Source organism: Aeromonas sp. DNRA1 (assembly GCF_963888745.1).
GTDB lineage: Bacteria > Pseudomonadota > Gammaproteobacteria > Enterobacterales > Aeromonadaceae > Aeromonas > Aeromonas hydrophila.
In genome coordinates this window covers 84191-105060 of the sequence record NZ_CAWPKQ010000002.1, presented here as the reverse complement: position 1 = coordinate 105060, position 20870 = coordinate 84191, and the positions used below count along the sequence as shown (strand labels likewise).

Below are 20870 nucleotides of genomic sequence, written 5' to 3'. Positions count from 1 at the left end.
GGGCGTTTTTCTTTGCGCAAAGAGCGAGCTACCGCCCCTCGTTACTTGGCGGCGGCGCGCGCCTGGGTCAGCCAGTCGTTTACCAGCGCCTCGTGGCCCTTGAGCCAGGCGTCGGCGTGACGCTCCACGTCCGCCGGCTTGTTCTGCCCCTTGTTCATCAGGCCGTTCTGGACGTTGATGTCATTGAGCGGCAGCTTGACGATGGAGAACAGCCTGGCGGCTGCCGGGTTGGCCTCGGCAAACTGCTTGTTGGCGACGATGTGCATGGTGTTGACCGGGAAACCGTAGTTCTTGCCGTTCGGCAGCCGGGTCTTGGCCGCATCAGGGCCATCGGCGGGCACCTCCAGCCACACCACATCCTTGCCCGGCACCAGCTCGCTGCTGAGCCAGTAGGGGGTCCAGGTGTAGTAGAGCACCGGCTTGCCGGCCTGGTAACGGGCACGGGTATCGGCGATCAGCGCAGCGTAGTTGCCCTGCTTGTGGGTGACGGTCGGGGTCAGACCAAAGCCGGCCAGATGACGGTTGATCGCCTCTTCGCAGCCCCAACCCGGGTTGCAGCCCACCAGGTCGGCCTTGCCGTCGCCATCGCCGTCAAACAGCGCCGCCAGCTTGGGGTCCTTGAGCTGACCCAGGTTGGTGATGCCGTAGCGGGTCGCAGTCTGCTTGTCGATGAGATAGCCCTGGGCGGCACCGGCCACATAGGTACCCTCACGGAAGAACACCTTGTCACCCCCCGCCTGCTCATACTTGTTGTTTTGCAGCGGTATCCAGTTGAACGCGAGGAAGGTGCCATCCCCCTGCGCCACCGAGGCGTAGGCCACGTTGTAGTCCACCTCCTGGGTCGGCAGGACGTCATAGCCGAGGCGCGCCATCAGCTTGCTCACCAGCAGGGTCTGAAAGCTCTCCTCCGGCAGCGAGCTCTGCAGGGGCTGGACGCGCACACCCTCCCCCGGCAGCTCGGTGCTGGCCATGGCGAGCGGGCCGAGCAGTTGGGAGCTCAACAGCAGGGAACCCAGGGTCAGCGTCTTGGTGATGAGTCTCATGCATTTACTCCTTTGTAATCGATAGACTTGTCGCGGCCGAGCAGGCGCAGCAGCAGGGCGGCGGGACCGCGTTGATACCAGCGGCCGCTACGGCTGCGATCCGGCTGTCCCATCGCCTGGGTCAGGCGGTCGAGCACGATGGCCAGCAGCACTATGCCGAGGCCGCCGATGGAGGCGAGCCCCATGTCGAGCCGGCCGATGCCGCGCAGCACCATCTGGCCGAGGCCCCCCACCGCGATCATGGAGGCGATCACCACCATGGAGAGTGCCAGCATCAGGGTCTGGTTGACCCCGGCCATGATGGTGGGCATGGCGAGCGGCAGTTGTACCTTGAACAGCAGCTGAGAGGGGCTGGCACCGAACGAGTGGGCCGCCTCTACCAGATCCGCAGGCACCTGGCGAATGCCCAGCATGGTCAGCCGGATCATCGGCGGCAGCGCAAAGATGACGGTCACCACCACCCCGGGCACGTTGCCGATGCCAAACAGCATGACGATGGGAATGAGGTAGACAAAGGCCGGCGTGGTCTGCATCGCATCCAGCAGCGGCCGGGTCCAGCGCGACAGTCGCTCGCTCCTCGCCAGCAAAATGCCGACCGGCAGCCCGATCAGCACGCAGAAGAACAGCGAGGTCAGTACCAGCGACAGGGTCACCATGGCATCGGACCAGGCGCCGATCAGCCCCACCACCACCAGGGAGAACAGGGTTCCCAGCGCCATGCGACCGTTCACCAGTTGCCAGGCGATCAGGGTCAGCAGGCCGATCATCAGGGTGGAGGGCACCGTCTGCAGCAGATGGGTCATGCCGCCCAGCGCCAGCTCCACCGGCGCACGGATCAGCTGAAACACGGGACGCAGGTTGTCCACCAGCCAGCCGATGCCGCCCTCGACCCAGCTATCCAGCGGCACCAGCGCCTGCTGGAAGGGATCCAGCCAGTCGACGGCGGCAGTGGTATCAACCGCCTCGATCTGGTTCTGCCAGTCGGTAGCCTCAGTGTCGGTACTGCCCCAGGGATCGGCAACCTCGGTGGCGGCAGCACTGGCCCCCCAGGGGTCGGCTGCCGCCTCATCGGCACGCAGGGAAGGGCTCGCCAGCAGCACCAGGGCCAGCAGCCCGCTCAGTAAAAAATGGGGATTCATCCGCTTCATGCCGGGGTACTCCTGTCCAGGGTGTTCAGCAGGTTGGCCTTGGAGATGAGGCCGAGGTAAGTGCCATCCTCCTCGACCACGGGCACCTGACAGGGAGCGGCCGCCACCTGGCTGATCAGTTCGTTGAGGGCGGTGTCCGCCAGAATGGGCTGGATGTCCGCCAGCAGCGCCTGTTCCAGGCTGCCTTTGGCCCTGACCGCCTGACCGAGCGACTCCACCGAGACGACCCCGATGAAGCGACGCCGGCGATCCACCACGTAACCGAACTCCCGCTCCTGCTCCTTGAGCTGGCGCAGGGCGTTGCCCGGCCCGTCGGTGGTGTGCTTCTTGATGAGCGGCATCTGCTTGCGGCTGGCCACGTCGCGGGCGCTGAACACGTTGGCCAGATCCACCCCGCGAAAGAAGGCGCGCACATAGTCGTTGGCGGGCTGGTTGAGGATCTCGTCCGGGGTGCCGACCTGCACCAGCTGGCCGTCCTGCATGATGGCGATGCGATCGCCGATGCGCATCGCCTCGTCCAGATCGTGGGAGATGAAGACGATGGTGCGCTGCTGGCTGGCCTGCAGCTTGAGCAGCTCATCCTGCATCTCGGTGCGGATCAGCGGATCCAGCGCGGAGAAAGCCTCGTCCATCAGCAGGATGTCGGGGTCGTTGGCGAGTGCGCGGGCCAGGCCGACCCGCTGCTTCATGCCGCCGGAGAGGGCATCGGGGAAGGCATCAGTCCACTGACCCAAACCCACCTGATGGAGCGCCTGACGGGCGCTCTGCTGGCGCTCCGCCAGCGGCACACCAGCCAGCTCCAGCCCGAAGGCGGTGTTTTCCAGCACGCTCAGGTGCGGCATCAGGGCGAAGGACTGGAATACCATGCTGATCTTCTTGCGTCGCACCTGACGCAGTTCGCGCTCCGAGATGGCAGCGATGTCCTCGCCATCGATCAGTACCTGGCCGCGGGTCGGCTCGATCAGCCGGTTGAAGAGACGCACCAGGGTGGATTTGCCCGAGCCGGAGAGGCCCATCACCACGAAGATCTCCCCTTCGTCGATGGCCAGATTGACATTCTGGACCCCCAGGGTCTGCCCGGTTTTTTGCAGGATGCTGGCGCGGTCATGCCCTTTCGCCAGCAATTTGAACGCTTTTTCCGGCTGTTCGCCGAAGATTTTGTAGAGTGATTTAACCTCGAGTTTGACTGTCATATTGTCCTTTTTTCTTGGCCGACGACTTGCCTGGCAAACCGTCGAACGTGAGCCAATTACTTTTAACACTAAGTAATTTTCAGCCAAAACAAAAGAACCAAAAGAGTCCAAACAAAAAAGCAAAATCATAATTCATTGATTTTTAAGGATTATTTAACACCATAAAAATTCATCAGAAGGTGATACAAGACCCTGTGACAAGCCATTAAATGCAAACAAATTCAATCATAATGCCGGATTTATTGAGGAATAAAGCCAGAAAAAGGTCAAAAAAACGCGCCAGACAAGGAAGGAATCTCGCATATCTGCCAAGGGCAATAAAATGATTAGACAGCTAACTATTTTCAAGTCCACTTTAGGGAGACAAACAGAGAGGGTGCAGGTCAATCGATACCTAGATCAACACCGCCATTCATCCCTCGCGCGGCAGCTACGGACAACAAAAAGGCCCCTTGTGCAGCACAAGGGGCCTTTTATCTGCCAGAGCGGTAACGTCGCCCGTCAGCGCCGCTGCCAGGTCTCGAAACAATAGAAGTGAGGGTTCTTCTCGTCGGGCTGATGTGGCTCGCGCTCGATGCACGACCAGTCGCCCTCATCGAAGGCCGGGAAGCGGGTATCCCCCTCCACCGCCAGATCGATGCGGGTCAGATAGAGCCTGTCGGCCCGTGGCAGCAGCTGGCCATAGAGATGACCGCCCCCGATCACCATCAGCTCGGCCACGTCGCTACCGGTCAGCAACGCCAGCGCCGCCTCCACCGAGTCGATGACCTCCACGCCGTCGGCCCGGTAGTCGGGGTTGCGGCTGATCACCAGATTGCGGCGGCCAGGCAGCGGCCGCCCGATGGATTCAAAAGTTTTGCGCCCCATCAGTACCGGCTTGCCCAGGGTCACCCGCTTGAAGTGGGCCAGATCCGCCGGCAAGTGCCAGGGCATCTGGTTGTCCAGCCCTATCACCCGATCGTGGGCCATGGCGGCAATCATGGAAATCATCATGGGGTCAACCTCTCGAACCGTCGGTCAGATAATGGGGCGGTTACGGTACACGACCAGGGAGGGGATCGCCAAACCGAAACTGAGGGCCCCCACGATAAACAGCGCCTTGAGGCCGTTTTCCACCGCGCTCTGGATAAGCTCCATCGTCACTCCGGAGATATTGAGCTCCACCACCGCGATCATCGCCTTGAACGCATAGCTACCCGGGATCATTGGGATGATGGAGGCAACGCTGAACACAGGGCGTGGCGCCAGCAGCCGGCGCGACCAGTAGACGCAGACAAAACCGACCGTGGTCGCCGCCGCCAGGGTGGCCCACTCGATGGGCATGCCCTGATGGATCAGCAGGGTGCGCAGGCTGTGAGCCAGCGCGCCGCCCATGGCGCAGTACTTCAACATCCGTGGCGGCACGTTGAACAGCATGGCAAACCCCACCGCCGGAATGGCCGACCAGAAGGCATCCTTGGCCAGCAGCCAGATGAAATCCATCATACCTTCCACCCCCAGATACCGGTCACCGACATGGCGAGAATAATCCCTATCGCTGCGCTGATGGTCAGCAGGGTCGCCGTGCCCCAGCGGGCCAGCCCCATGTTGAAGTAACCCTTCACCATGTCGGAGACCGCGTTGATGAGCGGAAAGCCCGGCACCAGCAGCAGTACACTGGCCGCCATGGCGAGATAGGGCTGCGCCCCCCAGTTGAAGAAGGTGGCGCTGGAGGCGAGCAGGGTGGCGATGAAACCGGTGGCGGCAAAGTTGATGAGGGGGCTGTGGTGATGGCGGGCGATCAGCTGACGCACCCGCATGGCGACCGAAGCCGAGAAGCAGGTTACCAGGAAGATGGGCCAGTCACCGCCGAACAGCAGGCTGAAGGCGCCGCAGGAGAGCCCCACCATGGGCACCACCAGCCAGGGGTGATAGTGAAACGGCACTATGGCATCGAGCCGCTGGCGCACTTCCCGCGCGCCGATGAGCTCCTTCTCCGCCATGATGCAGATACGCTGGATCTCGCACACTACCTGCATGTTGATGCCATGCTCGCGCACCCGCCGGGTGGTGGTGACGCAACTGCCCTGATAGAGGCTGGTGAGCACGATGGCGCTGGAGGAGATGGCCATCTCGACGCTCTCCAGCCCGAGCGCCATGCCGAGCCGGACCGTGGTCTGCTCGATGATGCGACTCTCGGCGCCGAACTGGGCCAGCATCTGGCCCACCTTGACGATAATGCGGGTGATCTCCGTCTGCTGCTCCCGCGACAGCACCCGTCTTGGTGTGATACTTCTCATAATCCCTTCGAGTCGTAGCAAATTAAAAAAGTCTCGCCATATTAGCCTAACAATCGGCGCCATACATCTACACATATCACGCCAATAACCAAACTCAAATAAAATAAAAGGCGACACAAAAATACATCAAATGGATTACAAATCACGCCAAACTGTTCAACGTTCGTCAGCCAGCCTCACCCGGCAACTGCGCAGAATAACGGAGATATATTTTGATAATTACTCAGGAATAATATTATTTTTTCTTGCGGTAATAATCGCTGAAATAGAGCACATTGTTCTCCTTATATTCCGGCAGTGGTTCAGCATAATCAGGATTATTGAGATGAACCATTTCACAGCGCATGGAATAAAAGGAGTCGTGCATCATGGCGGCAATCCGGATGCAGCTGTCCAGGTTGTTTTTGGCCAGCTGACGTTGGCAGTCGATGCGAAATTGCAGACCGCGCAGACGCATTTGCTGCTGCGGGCTGACCCGGTCGATCAGCCCCTCAATCTGCTGCTGCAGCAACTCGTCAAGCCGCTCGGGCTCCGCCACCGCCAACCGTTTCAAGGTATCAAAATCAGGCAACTCCATATGCCCTCCCGCGGCCAGCCGCTGCATGGTGATACTCAAACAACAACAATCGGTTCATATTTTCACCAATCGCATATGGAGTTATATAAGCCGAACCCCGCCGCGGTTCAATCCGCCGGGCCCGCTTTCCCCTCCTCTTGCGCCAAAAGATGACGGCGCAGCCGGACCTCAGGCGGGTTATTCGTTATGGATCAACCGATTATTCCTGAATATCGATGGCGGGTTCGTTTATACATTTTTGGCACGGCAATATGCCGATGTTATGTCTTATTGAAAGGAGGTTGCCAATATGGCTTGCCATTTGACGCTCGCCTTCACGCCACCATCCGGCTGGTTTAACATATCTTGCTGATTATGTTATTTTATTTGCCACTTATAGCGGCAACCAAGAGCAGACCATGAGCAAGGCAAAAATCGGTATCGTCACCGTCAGCGATCGCGCCAGTGCAGGCATCTACGAAGACCTGTCCGGCAAGGCCATCATCGACACGCTGAACGCATATTTGACCTCGGCGTGGGAGCCCGTCTATCAGGTGATCCCCGATGAACAGGAACAGATCGAAGCGACCCTGATCCGGCTGGCGGACCAGGAGCAGTGCAGCCTCATCGTCACCACCGGCGGCACCGGGCCGGCCAAGCGGGACGTCACCCCGGAGGCCACCGAAGCGGTGTGCGATCGCATGATGCCGGGCTTTGGCGAGCTGATGCGGGCCGAATCCCTCAAGTTCGTGCCGACCGCCATCCTGTCGCGCCAGACCGCCGGTTTGCGCGGCAGCTCGCTCATCGTCAACCTGCCGGGCAAACCCAAGTCGATCCGTGAGTGCCTGGATGCGGTCTTCCCCGCCATCCCCTACTGCATCGACCTGATGGAAGGCCCCTATCTCGAGTGCGACGAGACCGTCATCAAGCCGTTTCGTCCGAAGAAATAAAGGCTGGGCGGGGATTTGCCCCGCCCTTTGCTTATTTGCGGCCGTATACCTTGACCCCGGCCTTGCTCCCTTCCGAATTGCCGTACACCTCGATCCGCTTGATGCAGAGCCGGCTGCCGAGGGATTTCCACCCCGACTCCTGATCCTCTTTCAGATCCTTGTCGAAATAGAGGGTCTTGCTGCGATCGTTGCCATAAAACACCTTGACCCGCTCCAGGGTCAATTCCCGCCCAGCCTTGACCATGATGGATTTGGTCGGCCGGCAGGCGAGCATGGGAATGATGGCGGGATGATCGCCGACCCCGAGCAGAATGGTCTTGCCCAGCCGAAATTCATCATCGGCCATGGCGGGGGCGGCCAGCGCCCACAACAAGCTGGATAACAGAACGCCCTGCAGGACGCGCAGACGCTTGGCGGAAAAAGAAAAACCAGATAACAAAGACATGATGCCTCCCGAAAAAAACGGGGGGCATATTAATTCATCAAGGCTAAACCCAGCCTGTACCGGTGCCCTGCCAAGCAGGGCACCGACACTCAGGACCAGCGTTTGAAGATGAGGGAGGTGTTGATGCCGCCGAAGGCGAAGTTGTTGGACATCAGGTACTCCACCGCCAGCGTGCGGCCGCTGCCCACAACGTGATCGAGCGGGGCGCAGGCCGGGTCCGGTTCGGTCAGGTTGATGGTGGGAGCAAACCACCCCTCCTGCATCATCTCCAGCGCCAGCCAGGCCTCGATGGCGCCACAGGCTCCCAGGGTGTGGCCGAAGTAGCTCTTGAGCGACGAGATGGGGGTACGGTCGCCAAAGATGGCGGCGGTGGCGTGGCTCTCGGCGATGTCACCGCGCTCGGTGGCGGTGCCGTGGGCGCTGATGTAGCCGATGTCGGCGGCCGCGAGCCCGGCCTGGGCCAGCGCCATCTCCATGCAAAGCTGCATGGTCTCCTGCTGGGGCTGGGTCACGTGGGCGGCATCGCAGTTGGTGGCAAAGCCCACCAGCTCGGCGAGGATGGTGGCGCCGCGCGCCTGCGCATGTTCCAGCTCCTCCAGCACCAGGGTGCCGGCCCCCTCTCCTATCACCAGCCCGTCCCGCTGCCGGTCAAACGGGCGTGGCGCCAATTCGGGGTTGTCGTTCATCTGGCTGGTGGCAAACAGGGTATCGAACACCACGGCCTCCGACGGGCAGAGCTCTTCCGCCCCGCCAGCCACCATCAGGGTCTGGTAGCCGTGCTTGATCGCCTCATAGGCATAACCGATGCCCTGGCTGCCGGAGGTACAGGCGCTGGAGGTGGGGATGACCCGCCCGCGCAGGCCGAAGAACAGCCCGGTGTTGACCGCCGCCGTGTGCGGCATCATCTGCACATAGGTGGTGGCCGTGATGCTGGCGGTGCTCTTGTCGTTGAGCATGACCCCGAAGGCGCGGATAGGATCCGTGCTGCCAGTGGAGGAGCCGTAGGCGATGCCGGTGCGCCCGTCGGTGAGCACCGGGTTGTCCAGCAGCCCCGCCTGCGCCAGTGCCAGCTCGGTGGCGACGGTGGCAAGCGCCGAGACCCGCCCCATGGCGCGGGTCTTCTTGCGCGGATAGTGGGCCGGCAGCGTGAAGTCCGGAATGGGGGCCGCCAGCCGGGTGTTGAGGCCGTCGTAGATAGCCCACTCCGGCATGTTCACCACGGCGTTGTGTCCCGCCTGCAGGCGAGCCCGCACGCTCGGCCAATCCTGCCCGAAGGCGGTCACCCCGGCCATGCCGGTCACCACGACCCGCTTCATACCATGCCTCCGTTGATGGAGATGACCTGGCGCGTGACATAGCCGGCGATGTCGGACATCAGGTATGAGACCAGCCCGGCCACTTCGTCGGCCTGCCCCATCCGTTTGAGCGGGATCAGCTTCATCGCCTCCGCCTTCACCTCCTCGTCCACCATGCCGGTGTCGATGAGGCCGGGGGCCACGCAGTTGACCGTGATCTTGCGCTTGGCGAGCTCCAGCGCCAGCGCCTTGGTAGCCCCCATGATGCCCGCCTTGGCGGCGCTGTAGTTGACCTGGCCCCGGTTGCCCATCAACCCGGATACCGAGGAGATGGTCACGATGCGCCCACCCCGGCGCAGGCCGATCATCGGCATGATGCAGGGCTTGAGCAGGTTGTAGAAGCCGTCCAGGTTGGTGTGCAGCACCCCGTCCCACTCCTCGTCGGTGAGGGCGGGGAAGGCGCCGTCACGGATGATGCCGGCGTTGCAGACCACGCCGTAATAGGCGCCGTGCTCGGCCATGTCGGCCTCCAGTTGCGCGCGGCAGCCCTCGCGGTCGGCGATGTCGAACTGGAGCAGGCGCCCCTGCCCACCGGCAGCCTGCAGGCTGGCCAGAGTGGCTTCGGCCCCGGCCCGATCGCTGTGGTAGTGCACCACGATGGAAAAACCGTCGGCCGCCAGCTTGAGGGCGATGGCGCGGCCTATCCCCTTGCTGGCGCCCGTGACCAATACGCTAGAGATCATGAAGCTTCCTCAGGCTAACAAATCGGACAATTCGCCGGGGCTCGGCTGGTAGGTGGAGAGTCGCGCCTGGGCGCACTCCTCCCCCGCCAGCAGGATCCGGCAATCAAAACTGGCCATACCGCCGTCTTGCAACAGGCAGTAAGCCTCTATGGTGAGCAGGCTGCCGGCTGCAAAGGCGGGGCGCAGGCAGCGATACTTGCGACTGCCAAGCAGCATGCCGATGCGCACCGGCTCGCCGCGCAGACGCCCCTGCATGCCGGCCCAGGCGGCGATGGTCTGCGCCATCAGCTCGATGCCTACCCAGCCGGGCAGGTTGCCCTCACTATCCAGCAGCAGGGCATGGCGGGCACCGATTCGGGTCTCGCAGCGCGCCTGCTGGGCATCCGCCGCGCAGAGCCGGTCCAGCAGCAGCATGGGGGCCTGGTGGGGCAGCAGGGTCTCGATGGCGGGCAGTGAACTTGGCTCATTCATGGTGAACGCTCCCAAGCAGCAGGCTGACGTTGTTGCCACCGAAGGCAAAGGAGTTGGAGAGCACCCGGGGCGCCGCCAGCGGCACCTCGCCGCTCACCAGCCGGATGGGCGCCAGCGCCGGATCCGCCGTGGCCACCCGCTGGGTTGGCAGCGGCAGAGCGCGCTCCAGCAGCAGGCAGGCAAGCGCCGCCTCGATGGCCCCCGCCGCCCCCAGGGCATGACCGGTGAGCGGCTTGGTGGAGCTGCAGGGCACCTCGACACCAAACAGCCGATGCACCGCCTGGCTCTCCATGGCGTCATTGAGACGGGTGGCGGTGCCGTGCAGGTTGACGTAACCCACCTGTTCCGGCGTCAGGCCCGCCTGGGCCAGAGCCATCTGCATCGCCGCCTCGGCGCCGATACCGTCGGGATGGGGCGCCGAGATATGCCAGGCATCGGAGGACTCCCCGGCCCCCAGCAGTGCCAGCGGCGCAGGCGTGCGGCTCAGCAGAAACAGCGCAGCCCCCTCGCCGATGTTGATCCCCTGGCGCGCCTCATCAAACGGCTGGCAACGCGTACAGCTGAGGGACTCCAGACTGTCAAAACCGTTGAGAGTGAGCCCGCACAAACTGTCGGCGCCACCCACCAGCACGGCGTCCACCAGCCCGGCCGCCAGCAGCCGCTGGCCGCTGATGAAGGCGCGCGCGCTGGAGGAGCAGGCGGTGGAGATAGTCCAGGCCGGCCCGGTCAGGCCGAGATGGCGGGCCAGAAATTCCGACGGCGAGCCCAACTCCTGCTGGCGATAGTCAAAGGCGGGCGGCACAGCCTCCCCGCGCCGGGCGGCGGCAACCGCCAGCTCGGCCTCGCCGATCCCGGCGGTGCTGGTGCCAAGCACCAACCCCACTCGCGCAGGGCCAAACGTTTCCAGCGCCTCGTCGAAGGCGGGCCGCACCTGGGCCAGCGCCGCCAGCAGCAACTGGTTGTTGCGCGAAGCATAGGGAGCCAGCGCCACCGGTATGGCCGGCAACTCCCCCTCCACCCGCCCCACCGGGGTCAGCCGGCCATCCAGCAGCGGCGCCCGGTGGCGATCCAGCGGGCTCACGCCCGACTGCTGCCAGGCCAGCAGCGCCTCGGCGCTGGCATCACGCCCCATCCCTAATGCCGAGACGAGGCCATAGGCGGCGATATAACAGCTCATTGGTTCAGGGTCTCCAGTTGCAGACGGTAGTGGAATACATGCTGCTGCAGGCCGACCGGCTCGCGCACGCCGTCGGCGTCGCGGTAGCGGATTTCGGTCACCAAAGTGCCGTCGGGGGCCCGCAGCCGGCGCAGCGGCCCTTCGTCGCGCAGCGTCCAGCCCGGTGGCAGCTGTGGCTGCCAGCTGGCGAGCGGCCAGTAGCAGAGCATCACGTCCGCCAGCACCTGGCTCACCGGCGGCATGCCGGTGGTGAGCAGCGGGCTGAACTGGCGGGTGGAGATCCCCTGCTGGTCATAGCGCACCAAGAACAGCCGCACCCCGCTCGGGGTCAGCCCAACCAAAGTCAGCTGGCGGCCGTCAGCCTCCAGCACCGTCATCAGCTGGTGAGTGCTCTCCCCCACGCTGGCGGTCAGCAGTTGCTGGCGATAGAAGGGGGCGGCCAGCACGGGGGCCGGCAGCGTCATGACGGTCCCCTTGTCGAGATAGGCGGTGGGAGTCGGCAGGCTGCTGCAGCCAGCCAGCAGCAAGACGATGAATACGAACAAAGCTTTCATGATGAAGTTGGCTCCCGGCCATTCGGCCCCGGCAACTGCGGTCGCACCCGGTCCAGCACCAGGGGCGAGAGCAGGAAGGCGGTAAAGATACCCCCGCTCAGCACCAGACCAAAGCCCGCGATGGCGGGGGTGTGACTCAGCGCCAGCAGGCCGAAGGCCAGCTGGGTGGTGAGGTTGGCCAGCAAGATGGCGAGCAGGGTGGAGCTCTGGCGTGCCACCTGGTTGCCGCTGTGAGCAAAGAAGAGGCCGTAGTCGATGCCGATGCCGAAAATGAGGCTGAGCGCCAGCACCCCGAATAGGGTGAGCAGCTGGCCACAGGCGGCGAGCAGCGCCAGCCCCATGGCCAGTGCAATCAGGTTGACCAGCAGCACCCGGGCCGCCCGCGCCGCCCCCATCCGCCGCCACAGTAGCAAGGCCACCAGCGCGATGGCTACCGACAGCAGCTCCGCCAGCTTGATGCGGTAGTGGGCGAACAGCTGACTCCATTGGCTGCGCTGATCCTGCCAGTAGACTCCCTGCTCGGCCGCCGCCAGTGCCGTCAAAGCCCCTTCATCTGCCACCCCCACCAGCGGCACCCAGATGGCGACGCGGCCATCGGCCAAGGCGTGCCACAACAGGCGGCTCCCCTCGCTGACCGGGCTGGCCAGCCAGGCGGCCGGGGTCAGCCAGTGCGGCTCGCGGGTAGGCACCTGCAGCGGCAGACCGGCTGCCTTGAGCCGGCTCACCACCTCGGGCAGCAGGGTACGGATGGCGGCGGCATCCTCATGCTGGCGCGCCAGCGAAGGCAACCAGCGGGCAAGCGAGACAAAATCCTGCAGCGCTCCGCGCTGTTTCAGCTCGGCCAGCCGGCCATCGAGCCGTTCCAGTCGTTGCAGTGCCTGTTCGCCGTCCGCCCCCGTCACCAGCAAGCCCTGCATGCCCCCCTGCTGGCCGGTGAGAGTCTGGATCCGCTGCTCCTGCCCCTGCAGCGCCACCGGCAAGGGTTGCAGCCGGCGGATATCATCATCCACCTGCAGCTGGCTGATGCCGAGTGCTGCCAACAGCAGACAGCAGAGCGGCAAACCGATGCGCACCAGCGGACGCTGCTGCCAGGCCAAAAGCCAGCACAGCAGCCAGCGCTGGCCTCGCAGCGGCCTTGTCGGCAGCGGGCCGGCCCAACGCGGAAACAGGCAAAGTACCGTGATGAAGGCGCTGAACAGCCCCGCCAACGCGCACACCGCCAGTTGCTGCAAGCCGGGGAAGGGGGCGAACCAGAGCAGGCCATAGCCGATCAGGGTGGTCAGCACCGCCAGCGACAGACTCGGCAGCAATTTGAGCCGGGTCTGGTGTGGCGTCTCGTTGTCGCCGTGCAGCCGCCGCTCGCACAGGAAGTGAATGGCGTAGTCGATGGCGATGCCGATGAGGCTGCTGCTGATCACCAGGGTGAAGATGTGGATCTCGCCGAACAGGATGAGCACTGTGCCGAGCCCCCACATCAACCCCACACCGATGGGCAGCAGGGAGAGCAGCAGCGCCCGGGTCGAGCGGAACACGCCCCAGATCAGCAGGATGACCCCGACCATGGAACCCAGCCCTATGGTGGAGATGTCCTGCTGGGCAAGATTGCTGGCATGCTGGCTGTAGAAGAGCGTGCCACGGCGCAGCAGCTCAGCGCCGGGATAAGCCTCGGCGAGGCGCTGCTCGGCCCCGGCCAGTTCGCTCAGCAGCGCCTGGTTGCGCTGGATGTCGAAGGCGGAGAGATCCAGCTCGGCGCGCACCATGTACCAGTCGCGGCCGGCCTTGTCCCGGCTCACCAGCCAGCCATCCTTGAGCTGCATGGGGCCGCGGGCCTCGGCCAGCACCCCGGCCCGGGTCAGCAGCAGGGGATCGTTTTGCCATTCGGCGCGGGAGACGCCGCCGAAAGGGGAGTAGATCTGGCCGAGCACCCACTGGCTCCAGCCCTCGGCCCCCTCGGCGAGCCGCGCCCGGCTCGCCGGATCCAGCCGCTGCCAGGCCAGCTCGTGCAGATAGCGCTGCCAGGCGGAGGCCAGCTCGGGCTGGTAGCCCTTGATGTGGGAGAACGCGGTCAGCTTGCCCAGCTGCGCCACCCAGAACTGGGCGGCGGCCCGTCCGTCCTGGCCGGCGGGCAGGCTCAGCAACCAGACCAGCTGGCGGTCGAGCTGCTGCAGCAGCCCCTGCTGCAGGGCCGGGTCCAGATCGCTGCGGGACTCGTGGGGCAGCAGATCCATCAGGCTGGTGTTGATACGACTATGGGGCAACTGCCAGGCGAGCACCGCCGCCAACAGCAGGCAGAGCCAGATCCAGAGAGTGCCGAGCCGGCGCCAGGTGGTTTCAGCTTGCAGCAAGAGGAGCTCTCCTCGTCCCGGCGGGGGCGCCGCGCTGGCGCGTTATCGTGCTAGTGGGCAGCAAAGCGGGCCTGCTCTTCAGGGGTCAATGGCAGGGCGCGATCCCGCCAGGCCGTGAAGCGGATGCGAGTGCTGTCGCCCTGCTTGTCGGCGATGAGCAGCTGATCCAGCTGCCCCTGCCCGCTCAGGGTGAGGCTGGCAAACACCTTGTCGAGCGGTGCCAGGGTCGGCACCAGCACCAGCTGCCAGCCCGCCTCCGTGCTGTGAAAATCGATGCTGAAGTAGCGGCTCAGGGTCGCCTCGTCCGAGCCGAACAGCGCCAGCAGCATCTGACTGAACTCCAGCAGCTGGGGGTTGTCGATGACGGTGGCGGGCTGGCCCGCCATCTGCTGCACCATGCGCGTCGGCGTCAGGACAAGGGTCAGCGGGAAGGGTTTCTGCTGCTGCCACCAGAGCCCCTGATCGCGCACCAGCAGCAGCTCGCCGGAGGCTTTGAGCGGCTGGCTCAGCCCCGCCACCTGCTTCTCCTGCTCGAAACTGGCCTGCTTGGCCTCGTTCAGGGCGAGCAGTTGCTGCACCTCGGCCCGGCTCAGGGGCGCCGCCTGCAGCGGCCATGTCAGCAGCAGGAACAGACCGGCCAGCAGCGGCCTTGTCAGCCGGCTCATTGACTCACCCCCAGCTTGTCCAGCAGCACCTGGGGCGAGGCCAGGCACATCTCGCCGCTCGCCTTGCTGACCGCCACCTGGATGCTGTAACCCTTGCTGGTGCGGGTGCCGCTTGCGGCGTCGCTCAGCAGGTAGTCGATCTTCAGGCGGTTCTGGTACTCGGTCAGGGTGGCGCGCACCCGCACCCGCTGGCCGAAGCGCAACGGCGCCAGGTACTTCATCCGGGTGTCGATGATGGGCCAGAGGTAGCCGGAGGCCTCCATTTGCGGGTAGTTGTAGTCGATGAGATCGAGCAGGGCGCAGCGGGCCAGCTCGATGTAGCGAAAGTAGTGGCCGTGCCAGGCAACCGCCATCATGTCCACATCGTGGAATGGGATGGTCACCTCGACTTCGGCGCTGATCTGCCAGGGTTCAGGCGTAGTCTGGATACGGCTCATAGTGAAGATTCCTGATAGAGGGGATAGTGACGCTGGCGAATGCGGGCGATCAGCGCCCTCAGCTCGGGCTCGAGCCCCCGATCTTCCAGCAGCGGGGCAAACTCGGCCCGCACCTGCGCGACCATGGCGACCAGCGCCGTGCCAAGCGGGCGGGTGAAGGGGGTGGGCCGGGCCAGACGCAGCTCCACACCCTGCACCGCCGCCAGCAGGCAGGCGGCCGCCACCTGTTCGGTCAGGGTCAGCACCCGCAGCGCATCGCGCGCCGCTATGGTACCCATGCTCACCTTGTCCTGGTTGTGGCACTCGGTGGAGCGGGAGAAGACGCTGGCAGGCATGGTCTGCTTGAGCGCTTCCGCAGTCCAGGCCGAGACACCGATCTGCACCGCCTTGAAGCCGTGGTTGATCATCTGCCGCTCCTCTGGCGCGCCGGAGAGGTTGCTCGGCAGGCCGCCGTTGAACTTGCTGTCCACCAGCTGGGCCAGCTGGCGATCCAGCAGGTCGGCCAGGTTGGCGACGGCCGCCTTCATGCTGTCCATCGCCATAGCGATGTGGCCGCCGTAGAAGTGGCCGCCGTGCATCACGTGCTCCTCCTCGCCGTCGATCAGCGGGTTGTCGTTGGCGCTGTTGAGCTCGTTTTCGATGAGCTGGCGCCACCAGGGCAGGCTGTCGGCCACCACCCCGATGACGTGGGGGGCACAGCGCAACGAGTATCTGTCCTGCAGCCGGTCGCTGTGGCGCGGCAGCTCGCCGGCCACCAGGTCCTCCCTCAGCCAGGCCGCGATGCCCTGCATGCCGGGGTGCGGCTTGGCGGCAAAGAGTCGCTCGTCGAAGTGGAAGGCGTTGCCCACCATAGCGACGCTCACCAGGGCGGTGATCCGGGTCGCCAGCCGCATCAGGTAATCGGTACGGGCGTAGGCGAGGCAAGCCAGCGCCGTCATCACCGAGGTGCCGTTCATCAGCGCCAGCCCCTCTTTCGGCCGCAGGGTCAGGGGGGCAACCCCCAGCTCCTGATAGACCTCGGCGGCGGGGCGCAGCACACCATCGTGATGAAGCTCACGCTCCCCCACCAGCACGGCGGCAACGTAGGAGAGCGGGGTGAGATCGCCGCTGGCGCCCACCGACCCCTCTTCCGGAATGCGCGGCACCAGATCCTGCTCCAGCAGCCAGCAGAGCCTCTCGAGCAAGGCCGGGCTGACCCCGGAGACCCCCTGCGCCAGCGAGCAGAGCCGGGTCGCCAGCACGGCGCGGGCGGCATCGAGCTCGAGATCCGCCCCCAACCCACAGCCGTGAAAGCGGGTCAGGTGCAGCGGCAGCTCAGGCACCAGCTCGGTCGGTACCGGCCGGGTCACCGAGTCGCCGTAGCCGGTGGTCACCCCGTAGATGACCCCCTCTTCGGCCAGCAGCCGGTCGAGAAAGTCGGCCCCCCGCTGGATGCGGGCCATGAAGGCCGGATCCGGATTCAGTGCGGGGGTGGCGCGCCCTTCGGCCAGCGCCACCACGTCCTCTATGGTCAGCGGCTCGGCGCCGAAGGTGACGCACTTCATCTCACTCTTGTTCATCGGTCAGCTGCCAGAAATCAAAAAAGTTGAACCAGTCCAGCGGGGCCTGCAGGCAGTGATGCTGCAGGCGATCGGCATAGGCCTGCACCCGGGACGCAAGAATCTGTTGACGCCCCTGCCGCGGCAGGGGCTGGCCGTCGGCAAAGGGCTCGAAATGCACCCGAAAGCGGCCCTGCTCCTTGAGGCCAAACATCAGGTAGACAGGGCAGCCCAGCACGCTGCTGAGTACGAAAGGGCCAAGCGGAAAGGGGGCCGGTGCGCCGAGAAAGTCGGCCCAGATCACCCGCTTCTCCCGGGTCACCGAGGTGCGATCGCCGACGATCACCACCCACTCCCCCCGCTCCAGCTTCTCCTTGAGCAGGATGGCGGTATCGGCCCCCAGCTCCTGCACCTGGATCAGGTTGAGGTGCGAATCCGGGTTGATCTGTTTGAGCAGGGCGTTGAAGCGGGCCGCGTGGCGGGTGAACACCAGCGCATTGATGCGCAGCCCCTGCTTGCGACTGCCAAGCGCCCGGCAGAGCTCCAGATCGCCCAGGTGGGAGCCCAGCAGCAAAACCCCCTGACCGCTGTTGATGGCCGCCTGATAGTGCTCCGCCCCCACCAGTTCAACCTCTTGCTCGGTGATGTCGCCACGCCAGCCCGCCAGCTTGTCGAGCGCTGCCTCGCCAAAGCGCAGGAAGTGGCGAAAGCTCGATCTCGGCTCGGCGGGCAACGCCACACCGCTCGCATCGGCGAAGGACTCGAGGCGGGTCAGATAGGCTTGGGATGCCTGGCGTTGGGCCCGGCCGGTCAGCCAGAAGTAGCCGATGACCGGATAGAGCAGCAGGGAAAACCCGCGCCGCCCCAGCAGGCGATAGCTGGCCAGCATGATCTGCATGCCGAGCAGGGATCCCCGCTCCGGGGTGTGCGACCAGTGGGTGCGCCGCTCGCGCCACAGCTGCGCCGCCCTGGCGCAGAGGCGGCGGGGCCAGCGGCAGAGACGCAGCAGCTGATCCCACAGCAGGCGGCACACCAGCCGGGTGTGCATCCAGGAGATGTCGCGGTTGTCGCGCCAGAGCTGGAAGTGGGAGCTGCCATCGGCGGGATAGATGACCCGGGTCGGTACGAAGCGCACCGCCACCCCGGCCCAGTAGAGGCGCACCATCACCTCGGTGTCAAAATCCATCCGCCGGCCAAGTGCCACCCGTTCGAGCTGCGCGCAGGTGGCCGCCACTGGATAGACCCGAAAGCCGCACATGCTGTCCTTGATGGCGAACGACAGCGTCTCGATCCAGACCCAGACATGGGTGATGTAGCGGCCGTAGAGGCGCCCCTTGGGCACGGAATCATCGTAGAGCGGGCGGCCGGAGACAAGCGCCGCCGGGTGCTTGTCCGCCTCGGCCAGCAGGGCCGGAATGTCCGCCAGATCGTGCTGACCGTCGGCATCCACCTGCAGGGCGTGGCTGAAGCCGAGTGCATGGGCGCGGCGCAGCCCCGTCATCACGGCGCCACCCTTGCCCTGGTTGTGGGGGTGGCGCAGCAGGGTGACCCAGGGGTAACGCGTGGCCAGCGCATCCAGCTCGGCGGCGGTGACCGGCTCGCTGCCATCGTCGACCAGCAGGCAGGGCAGCCCGTATTTGGCCAGCCGTGCCAGCACGGCAGCCAGCGGGCCGGCATGGTTGTAACAGGGGATGAGAATGCAGGGCGTCATGGGATCAGTCGCACCCGGCCGCTGCTCGCCGGCTCATCGCCGACCAGATAGTGGAAGAGGAGCTGGCCCTTGTCTGCCTGCCACTGCAAACACAGGCTGCACTCGGCCCCGGGGCGCAGGGGGCGCTGGAACTTGAGCTGATCCACCCCGTGAAACGGCTGCGCCAGCTTGAGCAGGCTGGCGGCATAGTGCATCACCCAGTGGATCTGGGTGACCCCGGGCAGCAGGGGCGCACCGGGAAAATGGCCTGCAAACCAGGGCAAATCGGGATCGAGCCACAGTTGCAGGCGCACCCCGTCGGCCAGCGTCTCGCAGGCCAGCACGGTGGGCAAGGTGTTCGCTGGCAGAGAGTCAACCGAGAGGCGCATCGAACAGCTCCTTGAGTTGTGGCCAGGGGCGCTTGCCCTGGGCGTTGACGGGCATCTGTGCGACCCGGCGCACGCTGCGCGGCAGGGCGACCGGCTCGAGCCAGGGACGCAGCTGCTGGCGCAGGGCCAGCAGGAAACGCCCGGGCCCGAGCTCGGCCCAGCGGGCGGCGCCCAATTCGCTCAGCACCAGCACGGCGCCGAGGATCTGGCGCTGGCCCTGTTGCAGCGGCAGCACGGCGGCTGCCTCCACCTCCGCCAGTGCCTGCAGGCGCGCCTCCACCTCGTCGAGGGAGATGCGCTTCTCCTCCAGCTTGACCACCCGATCCTGGCGGCCCAGCAGCTCGAAACCGCCCTCGTGCAAGGCGATGCGATCGGCGCAGGCCAGCCACTCCGCCGTCGGCAGGAAGGGGGAGCGCAGCAGCAGGCTCTGATCCGGGCCGACCCGCACCTCGACTCCGGGCAGCGTCGTCCAGGGGGTATGTACCAGGTGGCGCTGGCGCCAGCCGATGCCGCCGGTCTCGCTGCTGCCGAAGATCTCCACCGGCAGCTGACCGAACAGCATGTTGGCCCGCTGGGCATCGCCCGGTTGCAGGGGACCGCCGGAGGAGACGATCAGCCGGCAGCCGGCAGCGGCAATGGCCGGGTCGAGCCGGCTCAGAAACGCAGGAGAAGCGATCAGGCACCAGGGGGCCGTTTGCAGCGCCAGCTGCTCCGGGTAGTCGATGCTGCGACGATCAAAGGGGATACCGAGACCAAGCGGCAACAAAATGCGAAACAGCAGGCCGTAGATGTGCTGGTGACTGACGCTGGCCAGCACCCGGGTGCCCGCCAGCCGCTCACCCCACAACGCCATCTGCACCCGCAACTCTGCTTCCAGCTGGGGCCAGGCCTTGGGGATCGCCTTGGGCTCGCCGGTGGAGCCGGAGCTGAACAGGGTGAAATCGAGGCGCTCGGGCGACAGAGCAGCGCCGTCTGCCTCCGGTTCGTCATCCGCCGCCAGCAGCGGCAGCCTGAGCTGCGCCGCCATGAGCGCCGTTCCCGGCAGCTCACCGTCGGTGAGCAGGCCGTCGAACTGGCTCTGCAGCGCCTGCAGACCGGTCAGCCGCTGATGACCCGGCAGGATGGCCCGGTGCCCGCCGAGGGCGCAGGCGAGCAGCGCCTGGGCAAACAGCAGGCTGTCATCGAAACAGAGCGCCCAGCGCATGCCGGACCGATCTGGGCCGGCCAGACGGGCCATGGCCCGCGCCAGCTGCAGGCTGCCGCGGCGCAGCTCGGCCAGAGTCACATCGCCATCCGGGCCGAACGCCACCACCTGCTCGCCGTCCCGCTGCCAGATAGTTTGCAGCAGGGTCATGGGGCCAGCCTCTTGAGCAGGCGGCGGCGCACCAGATACTCAGCGCCCATCAGGCTTCCCATCAGGGCGTAGCTGATGAGGCCGTTGTAGAGGCTCCAGAGCGCCAGATCCCCGTGCCAGATGGTGAAGGCCGCCAGCGCGCCGTTGATGACGAAGAAGCCGCACCAGACCTGGGTCACCCGCCGGGTGTAGCCGATGGCTGCCGGCGGCAAAGCGGGATCCTGCAGGCGGGCCAGCCGCTCCACCAGGCTCATGGGACGGGTCAGACTCCAGCCGAACAGGCACAGCAGCGCCAGGCTCACCGCCAGCGGGTAGTAGAGCAGCCAGTGCCGGGCACTGAACAGGGCCGACAGCAGGGTCAGCCCCAGCCCGATGCAGGCCAGCAGGCGGCCCAGCCAGAGCCACTCCGGCAAGGGGCCGAGCCGGACCCGCCCCTTGAGCAGGCCGGGCAAGAGTCGCAGCGAGAAGATGAGCAGCAACCCGAGCAGCAGCGGAGTCTGACCGGCGTGGGTCAGCCCCCAGTAGACCGCCAGCGGGTAGAGCAGCAGGGCACCACCGGCCAGCCAGGAGAGCCAGCGCATCATGGCAGGGCGTGCAC

At 65.3% G+C, this 20870-nt stretch carries 22 protein-coding genes; 1 reads left to right on the top strand and 21 read right to left on the bottom strand.

What is annotated here, in order from left to right; translation table 11 throughout:
- Positions 1 to 41 precede the first annotated feature (41 nt).
- The 7 genes from proX to AACQ43_RS06495 all read right to left on the bottom strand — a co-directional run bounded on the left by proX (position 42) and on the right by AACQ43_RS06495 (position 6240).
- The gene (proX, locus tag AACQ43_RS06525) at positions 42 to 1043 is read right to left on the bottom strand and encodes a glycine betaine/L-proline ABC transporter substrate-binding protein ProX (protein ID WP_168966584.1); all 1002 of its coding nucleotides are present in this window, start codon (positions 1041 to 1043) and stop codon (positions 42 to 44) included.
- A complete protein-coding gene (gene proW, locus AACQ43_RS06520) occupies positions 1040 to 2191 on the bottom strand; it encodes a glycine betaine/L-proline ABC transporter permease ProW (RefSeq protein WP_065479113.1) in 1152 nt (383 codons plus the stop codon). The genes proX and proW overlap by 4 nt, the downstream gene beginning before the upstream one ends.
- A complete protein-coding gene (proV, locus tag AACQ43_RS06515; RefSeq protein ID WP_168966581.1) occupies positions 2188 to 3384 on the bottom strand; it encodes a glycine betaine/L-proline ABC transporter ATP-binding protein ProV in 1197 nt (398 codons plus the stop codon). Before proV ends, proW begins: the two co-directional genes overlap by 4 nt.
- Before the next feature lie 501 nt (positions 3385 to 3885).
- Positions 3886 to 4377, bottom strand: coding sequence for a type 3 dihydrofolate reductase (gene folA, locus AACQ43_RS06510; RefSeq protein ID WP_168966578.1), 492 nt, complete (start codon positions 4375 to 4377; stop codon positions 3886 to 3888).
- A 24-nt stretch (positions 4378 to 4401) separates the two neighbouring features.
- Positions 4402 to 4869, bottom strand: coding sequence for a threonine/serine exporter family protein (locus AACQ43_RS06505; protein WP_011707143.1), 468 nt, complete (start codon positions 4867 to 4869; stop codon positions 4402 to 4404).
- Positions 4866 to 5663 (bottom strand): threonine/serine exporter family protein, encoded by a 798-nt coding sequence (locus AACQ43_RS06500; RefSeq protein ID WP_011707144.1) that lies wholly within the window; start codon positions 5661 to 5663, stop codon positions 4866 to 4868. The genes AACQ43_RS06505 and AACQ43_RS06500 overlap by 4 nt, the downstream gene beginning before the upstream one ends.
- 235 nt (positions 5664 to 5898) lie before the next feature.
- On the bottom strand, positions 5899 to 6240 hold the full coding sequence (locus tag AACQ43_RS06495; RefSeq protein WP_073351432.1) for a DUF3135 domain-containing protein: 342 nt from the start codon (positions 6238 to 6240) through the stop codon (positions 5899 to 5901).
- 398 nt (positions 6241 to 6638) lie between these two features.
- Between AACQ43_RS06495 and mog the strand changes: the two genes are divergently transcribed.
- Positions 6639 to 7169 carry a molybdopterin adenylyltransferase gene (mog, locus tag AACQ43_RS06490; RefSeq protein ID WP_043162010.1) on the top strand — a complete coding sequence of 177 codons (531 nt, stop codon included), beginning with the start codon at positions 6639 to 6641 and terminating at the stop codon, positions 7167 to 7169.
- A gap of 31 nt (positions 7170 to 7200) precedes the next feature.
- Here the strand turns inward: mog and AACQ43_RS06485 are convergent, their stop codons facing one another.
- The 14 genes from AACQ43_RS06485 to AACQ43_RS06420 all read right to left on the bottom strand — a co-directional run bounded on the left by AACQ43_RS06485 (position 7201) and on the right by AACQ43_RS06420 (position 20856).
- Entirely contained in the window at positions 7201 to 7614 is a 414-nt protein-coding gene (locus AACQ43_RS06485) for a DUF2541 family protein (protein ID WP_168966576.1), read from the bottom strand.
- Between the two features lie 89 nt (positions 7615 to 7703).
- Positions 7704 to 8930: a beta-ketoacyl-ACP synthase gene (locus AACQ43_RS06480; RefSeq protein WP_168966574.1), complete on the bottom strand. Its 1227-nt coding sequence runs from the start codon at positions 8928 to 8930 to the stop codon at positions 7704 to 7706.
- On the bottom strand, positions 8927 to 9652 hold the full coding sequence (locus AACQ43_RS06475; protein WP_076360469.1) for a 3-ketoacyl-ACP reductase FabG2: 726 nt from the start codon (positions 9650 to 9652) through the stop codon (positions 8927 to 8929). Before AACQ43_RS06475 ends, AACQ43_RS06480 begins: the two co-directional genes overlap by 4 nt.
- A 9-nt stretch (positions 9653 to 9661) precedes the next feature.
- The gene (locus AACQ43_RS06470) at positions 9662 to 10123 is read right to left on the bottom strand and encodes an ApeP family dehydratase (protein ID WP_043162006.1); all 462 of its coding nucleotides are present in this window, start codon (positions 10121 to 10123) and stop codon (positions 9662 to 9664) included.
- Positions 10116 to 11300, bottom strand: coding sequence for a beta-ketoacyl-[acyl-carrier-protein] synthase family protein (locus AACQ43_RS06465; RefSeq protein WP_168966572.1), 1185 nt, complete (start codon positions 11298 to 11300; stop codon positions 10116 to 10118). The genes AACQ43_RS06470 and AACQ43_RS06465 overlap by 8 nt, the downstream gene beginning before the upstream one ends.
- Positions 11297 to 11854, bottom strand: coding sequence for a DUF3261 domain-containing protein (locus tag AACQ43_RS06460; protein WP_168966570.1), 558 nt, complete (start codon positions 11852 to 11854; stop codon positions 11297 to 11299). The genes AACQ43_RS06465 and AACQ43_RS06460 overlap by 4 nt, the downstream gene beginning before the upstream one ends.
- Positions 11851 to 14199, bottom strand: a complete 2349-nt coding sequence (locus AACQ43_RS06455) for an MMPL family transporter (RefSeq protein WP_168966568.1) — start codon at positions 14197 to 14199, stop codon at positions 11851 to 11853. The genes AACQ43_RS06460 and AACQ43_RS06455 overlap by 4 nt, the downstream gene beginning before the upstream one ends.
- 50 nt (positions 14200 to 14249) lie before the next feature.
- Positions 14250 to 14864, bottom strand: a complete 615-nt coding sequence (locus AACQ43_RS06450; protein WP_139393661.1) for an outer membrane lipoprotein carrier protein LolA — start codon at positions 14862 to 14864, stop codon at positions 14250 to 14252.
- On the bottom strand, positions 14861 to 15301 hold the full coding sequence (locus AACQ43_RS06445) for an acyl-CoA thioesterase (protein WP_016351786.1): 441 nt from the start codon (positions 15299 to 15301) through the stop codon (positions 14861 to 14863). The genes AACQ43_RS06450 and AACQ43_RS06445 overlap by 4 nt, the downstream gene beginning before the upstream one ends.
- Positions 15298 to 16860, bottom strand: a complete 1563-nt coding sequence (locus AACQ43_RS06440; protein ID WP_168966566.1) for an HAL/PAL/TAL family ammonia-lyase — start codon at positions 16858 to 16860, stop codon at positions 15298 to 15300. The genes AACQ43_RS06445 and AACQ43_RS06440 overlap by 4 nt, the downstream gene beginning before the upstream one ends.
- On the bottom strand, positions 16847 to 18550 hold the full coding sequence (locus AACQ43_RS06435; protein ID WP_168966564.1) for a glycosyltransferase family 2 protein: 1704 nt from the start codon (positions 18548 to 18550) through the stop codon (positions 16847 to 16849). Before AACQ43_RS06435 ends, AACQ43_RS06440 begins: the two co-directional genes overlap by 14 nt.
- Positions 18547 to 18918 carry a 3-hydroxyacyl-ACP dehydratase FabZ family protein gene (locus AACQ43_RS06430; protein WP_168966562.1) on the bottom strand — a complete coding sequence of 124 codons (372 nt, stop codon included), beginning with the start codon at positions 18916 to 18918 and terminating at the stop codon, positions 18547 to 18549. Before AACQ43_RS06430 ends, AACQ43_RS06435 begins: the two co-directional genes overlap by 4 nt.
- Positions 18902 to 20272, bottom strand: coding sequence for an AMP-binding protein (locus AACQ43_RS06425; protein WP_168966560.1), 1371 nt, complete (start codon positions 20270 to 20272; stop codon positions 18902 to 18904). Before AACQ43_RS06425 ends, AACQ43_RS06430 begins: the two co-directional genes overlap by 17 nt.
- Entirely contained in the window at positions 20269 to 20856 is a 588-nt protein-coding gene (locus AACQ43_RS06420) for a hypothetical protein (protein ID WP_168966558.1), read from the bottom strand. Before AACQ43_RS06420 ends, AACQ43_RS06425 begins: the two co-directional genes overlap by 4 nt.
- Between the last annotated feature and the right edge of the window lie 14 nt (positions 20857 to 20870).

What these genes read in the sequence shown, in the direction of transcription:
- AACQ43_RS06505 (WP_011707143.1), bottom strand. Translation starts at nt 4,869, where the DNA reads ATGATGGATTTCATCTGGCTGCTGGCCAAGGATGCCTTCTGGTCGGCC.
- proV (WP_168966581.1), bottom strand. Translation starts at nt 3,384, where the DNA reads ATGACAGTCAAACTCGAGGTTAAATCACTCTACAAAATCTTCGGCGAA.
- AACQ43_RS06420 (WP_168966558.1), bottom strand. Translation starts at nt 20,856, where the DNA reads ATGATGCGCTGGCTCTCCTGGCTGGCCGGTGGTGCCCTGCTGCTCTAC.
- AACQ43_RS06485 (WP_168966576.1), bottom strand. Translation starts at nt 7,614, where the DNA reads ATGTCTTTGTTATCTGGTTTTTCTTTTTCCGCCAAGCGTCTGCGCGTC.
- folA (WP_168966578.1), bottom strand. Translation starts at nt 4,377, where the DNA reads ATGATGATTTCCATGATTGCCGCCATGGCCCACGATCGGGTGATAGGG.
- AACQ43_RS06470 (WP_043162006.1), bottom strand. Translation starts at nt 10,123, where the DNA reads ATGAATGAGCCAAGTTCACTGCCCGCCATCGAGACCCTGCTGCCCCAC.
- AACQ43_RS06440 (WP_168966566.1), bottom strand. Translation starts at nt 16,860, where the DNA reads ATGAACAAGAGTGAGATGAAGTGCGTCACCTTCGGCGCCGAGCCGCTG.
- AACQ43_RS06450 (WP_139393661.1), bottom strand. Translation starts at nt 14,864, where the DNA reads ATGAGCCGGCTGACAAGGCCGCTGCTGGCCGGTCTGTTCCTGCTGCTG.
- AACQ43_RS06475 (WP_076360469.1), bottom strand. Translation starts at nt 9,652, where the DNA reads ATGATCTCTAGCGTATTGGTCACGGGCGCCAGCAAGGGGATAGGCCGC.
- AACQ43_RS06465 (WP_168966572.1), bottom strand. Translation starts at nt 11,300, where the DNA reads ATGAGCTGTTATATCGCCGCCTATGGCCTCGTCTCGGCATTAGGGATG.
- AACQ43_RS06495 (WP_073351432.1), bottom strand. Translation starts at nt 6,240, where the DNA reads ATGGAGTTGCCTGATTTTGATACCTTGAAACGGTTGGCGGTGGCGGAG.
- proX (WP_168966584.1), bottom strand. Translation starts at nt 1,043, where the DNA reads ATGAGACTCATCACCAAGACGCTGACCCTGGGTTCCCTGCTGTTGAGC.
- AACQ43_RS06430 (WP_168966562.1), bottom strand. Translation starts at nt 18,918, where the DNA reads ATGCGCCTCTCGGTTGACTCTCTGCCAGCGAACACCTTGCCCACCGTG.
- AACQ43_RS06500 (WP_011707144.1), bottom strand. Translation starts at nt 5,663, where the DNA reads ATGAGAAGTATCACACCAAGACGGGTGCTGTCGCGGGAGCAGCAGACG.
- AACQ43_RS06445 (WP_016351786.1), bottom strand. Translation starts at nt 15,301, where the DNA reads ATGAGCCGTATCCAGACTACGCCTGAACCCTGGCAGATCAGCGCCGAA.
- AACQ43_RS06460 (WP_168966570.1), bottom strand. Translation starts at nt 11,854, where the DNA reads ATGAAAGCTTTGTTCGTATTCATCGTCTTGCTGCTGGCTGGCTGCAGC.
- proW (WP_065479113.1), bottom strand. Translation starts at nt 2,191, where the DNA reads ATGAAGCGGATGAATCCCCATTTTTTACTGAGCGGGCTGCTGGCCCTG.
- AACQ43_RS06480 (WP_168966574.1), bottom strand. Translation starts at nt 8,930, where the DNA reads ATGAAGCGGGTCGTGGTGACCGGCATGGCCGGGGTGACCGCCTTCGGG.
- mog (WP_043162010.1), top strand. Translation starts at nt 6,639, where the DNA reads ATGAGCAAGGCAAAAATCGGTATCGTCACCGTCAGCGATCGCGCCAGT.
- AACQ43_RS06435 (WP_168966564.1), bottom strand. Translation starts at nt 18,550, where the DNA reads ATGACGCCCTGCATTCTCATCCCCTGTTACAACCATGCCGGCCCGCTG.
- AACQ43_RS06425 (WP_168966560.1), bottom strand. Translation starts at nt 20,272, where the DNA reads ATGACCCTGCTGCAAACTATCTGGCAGCGGGACGGCGAGCAGGTGGTG.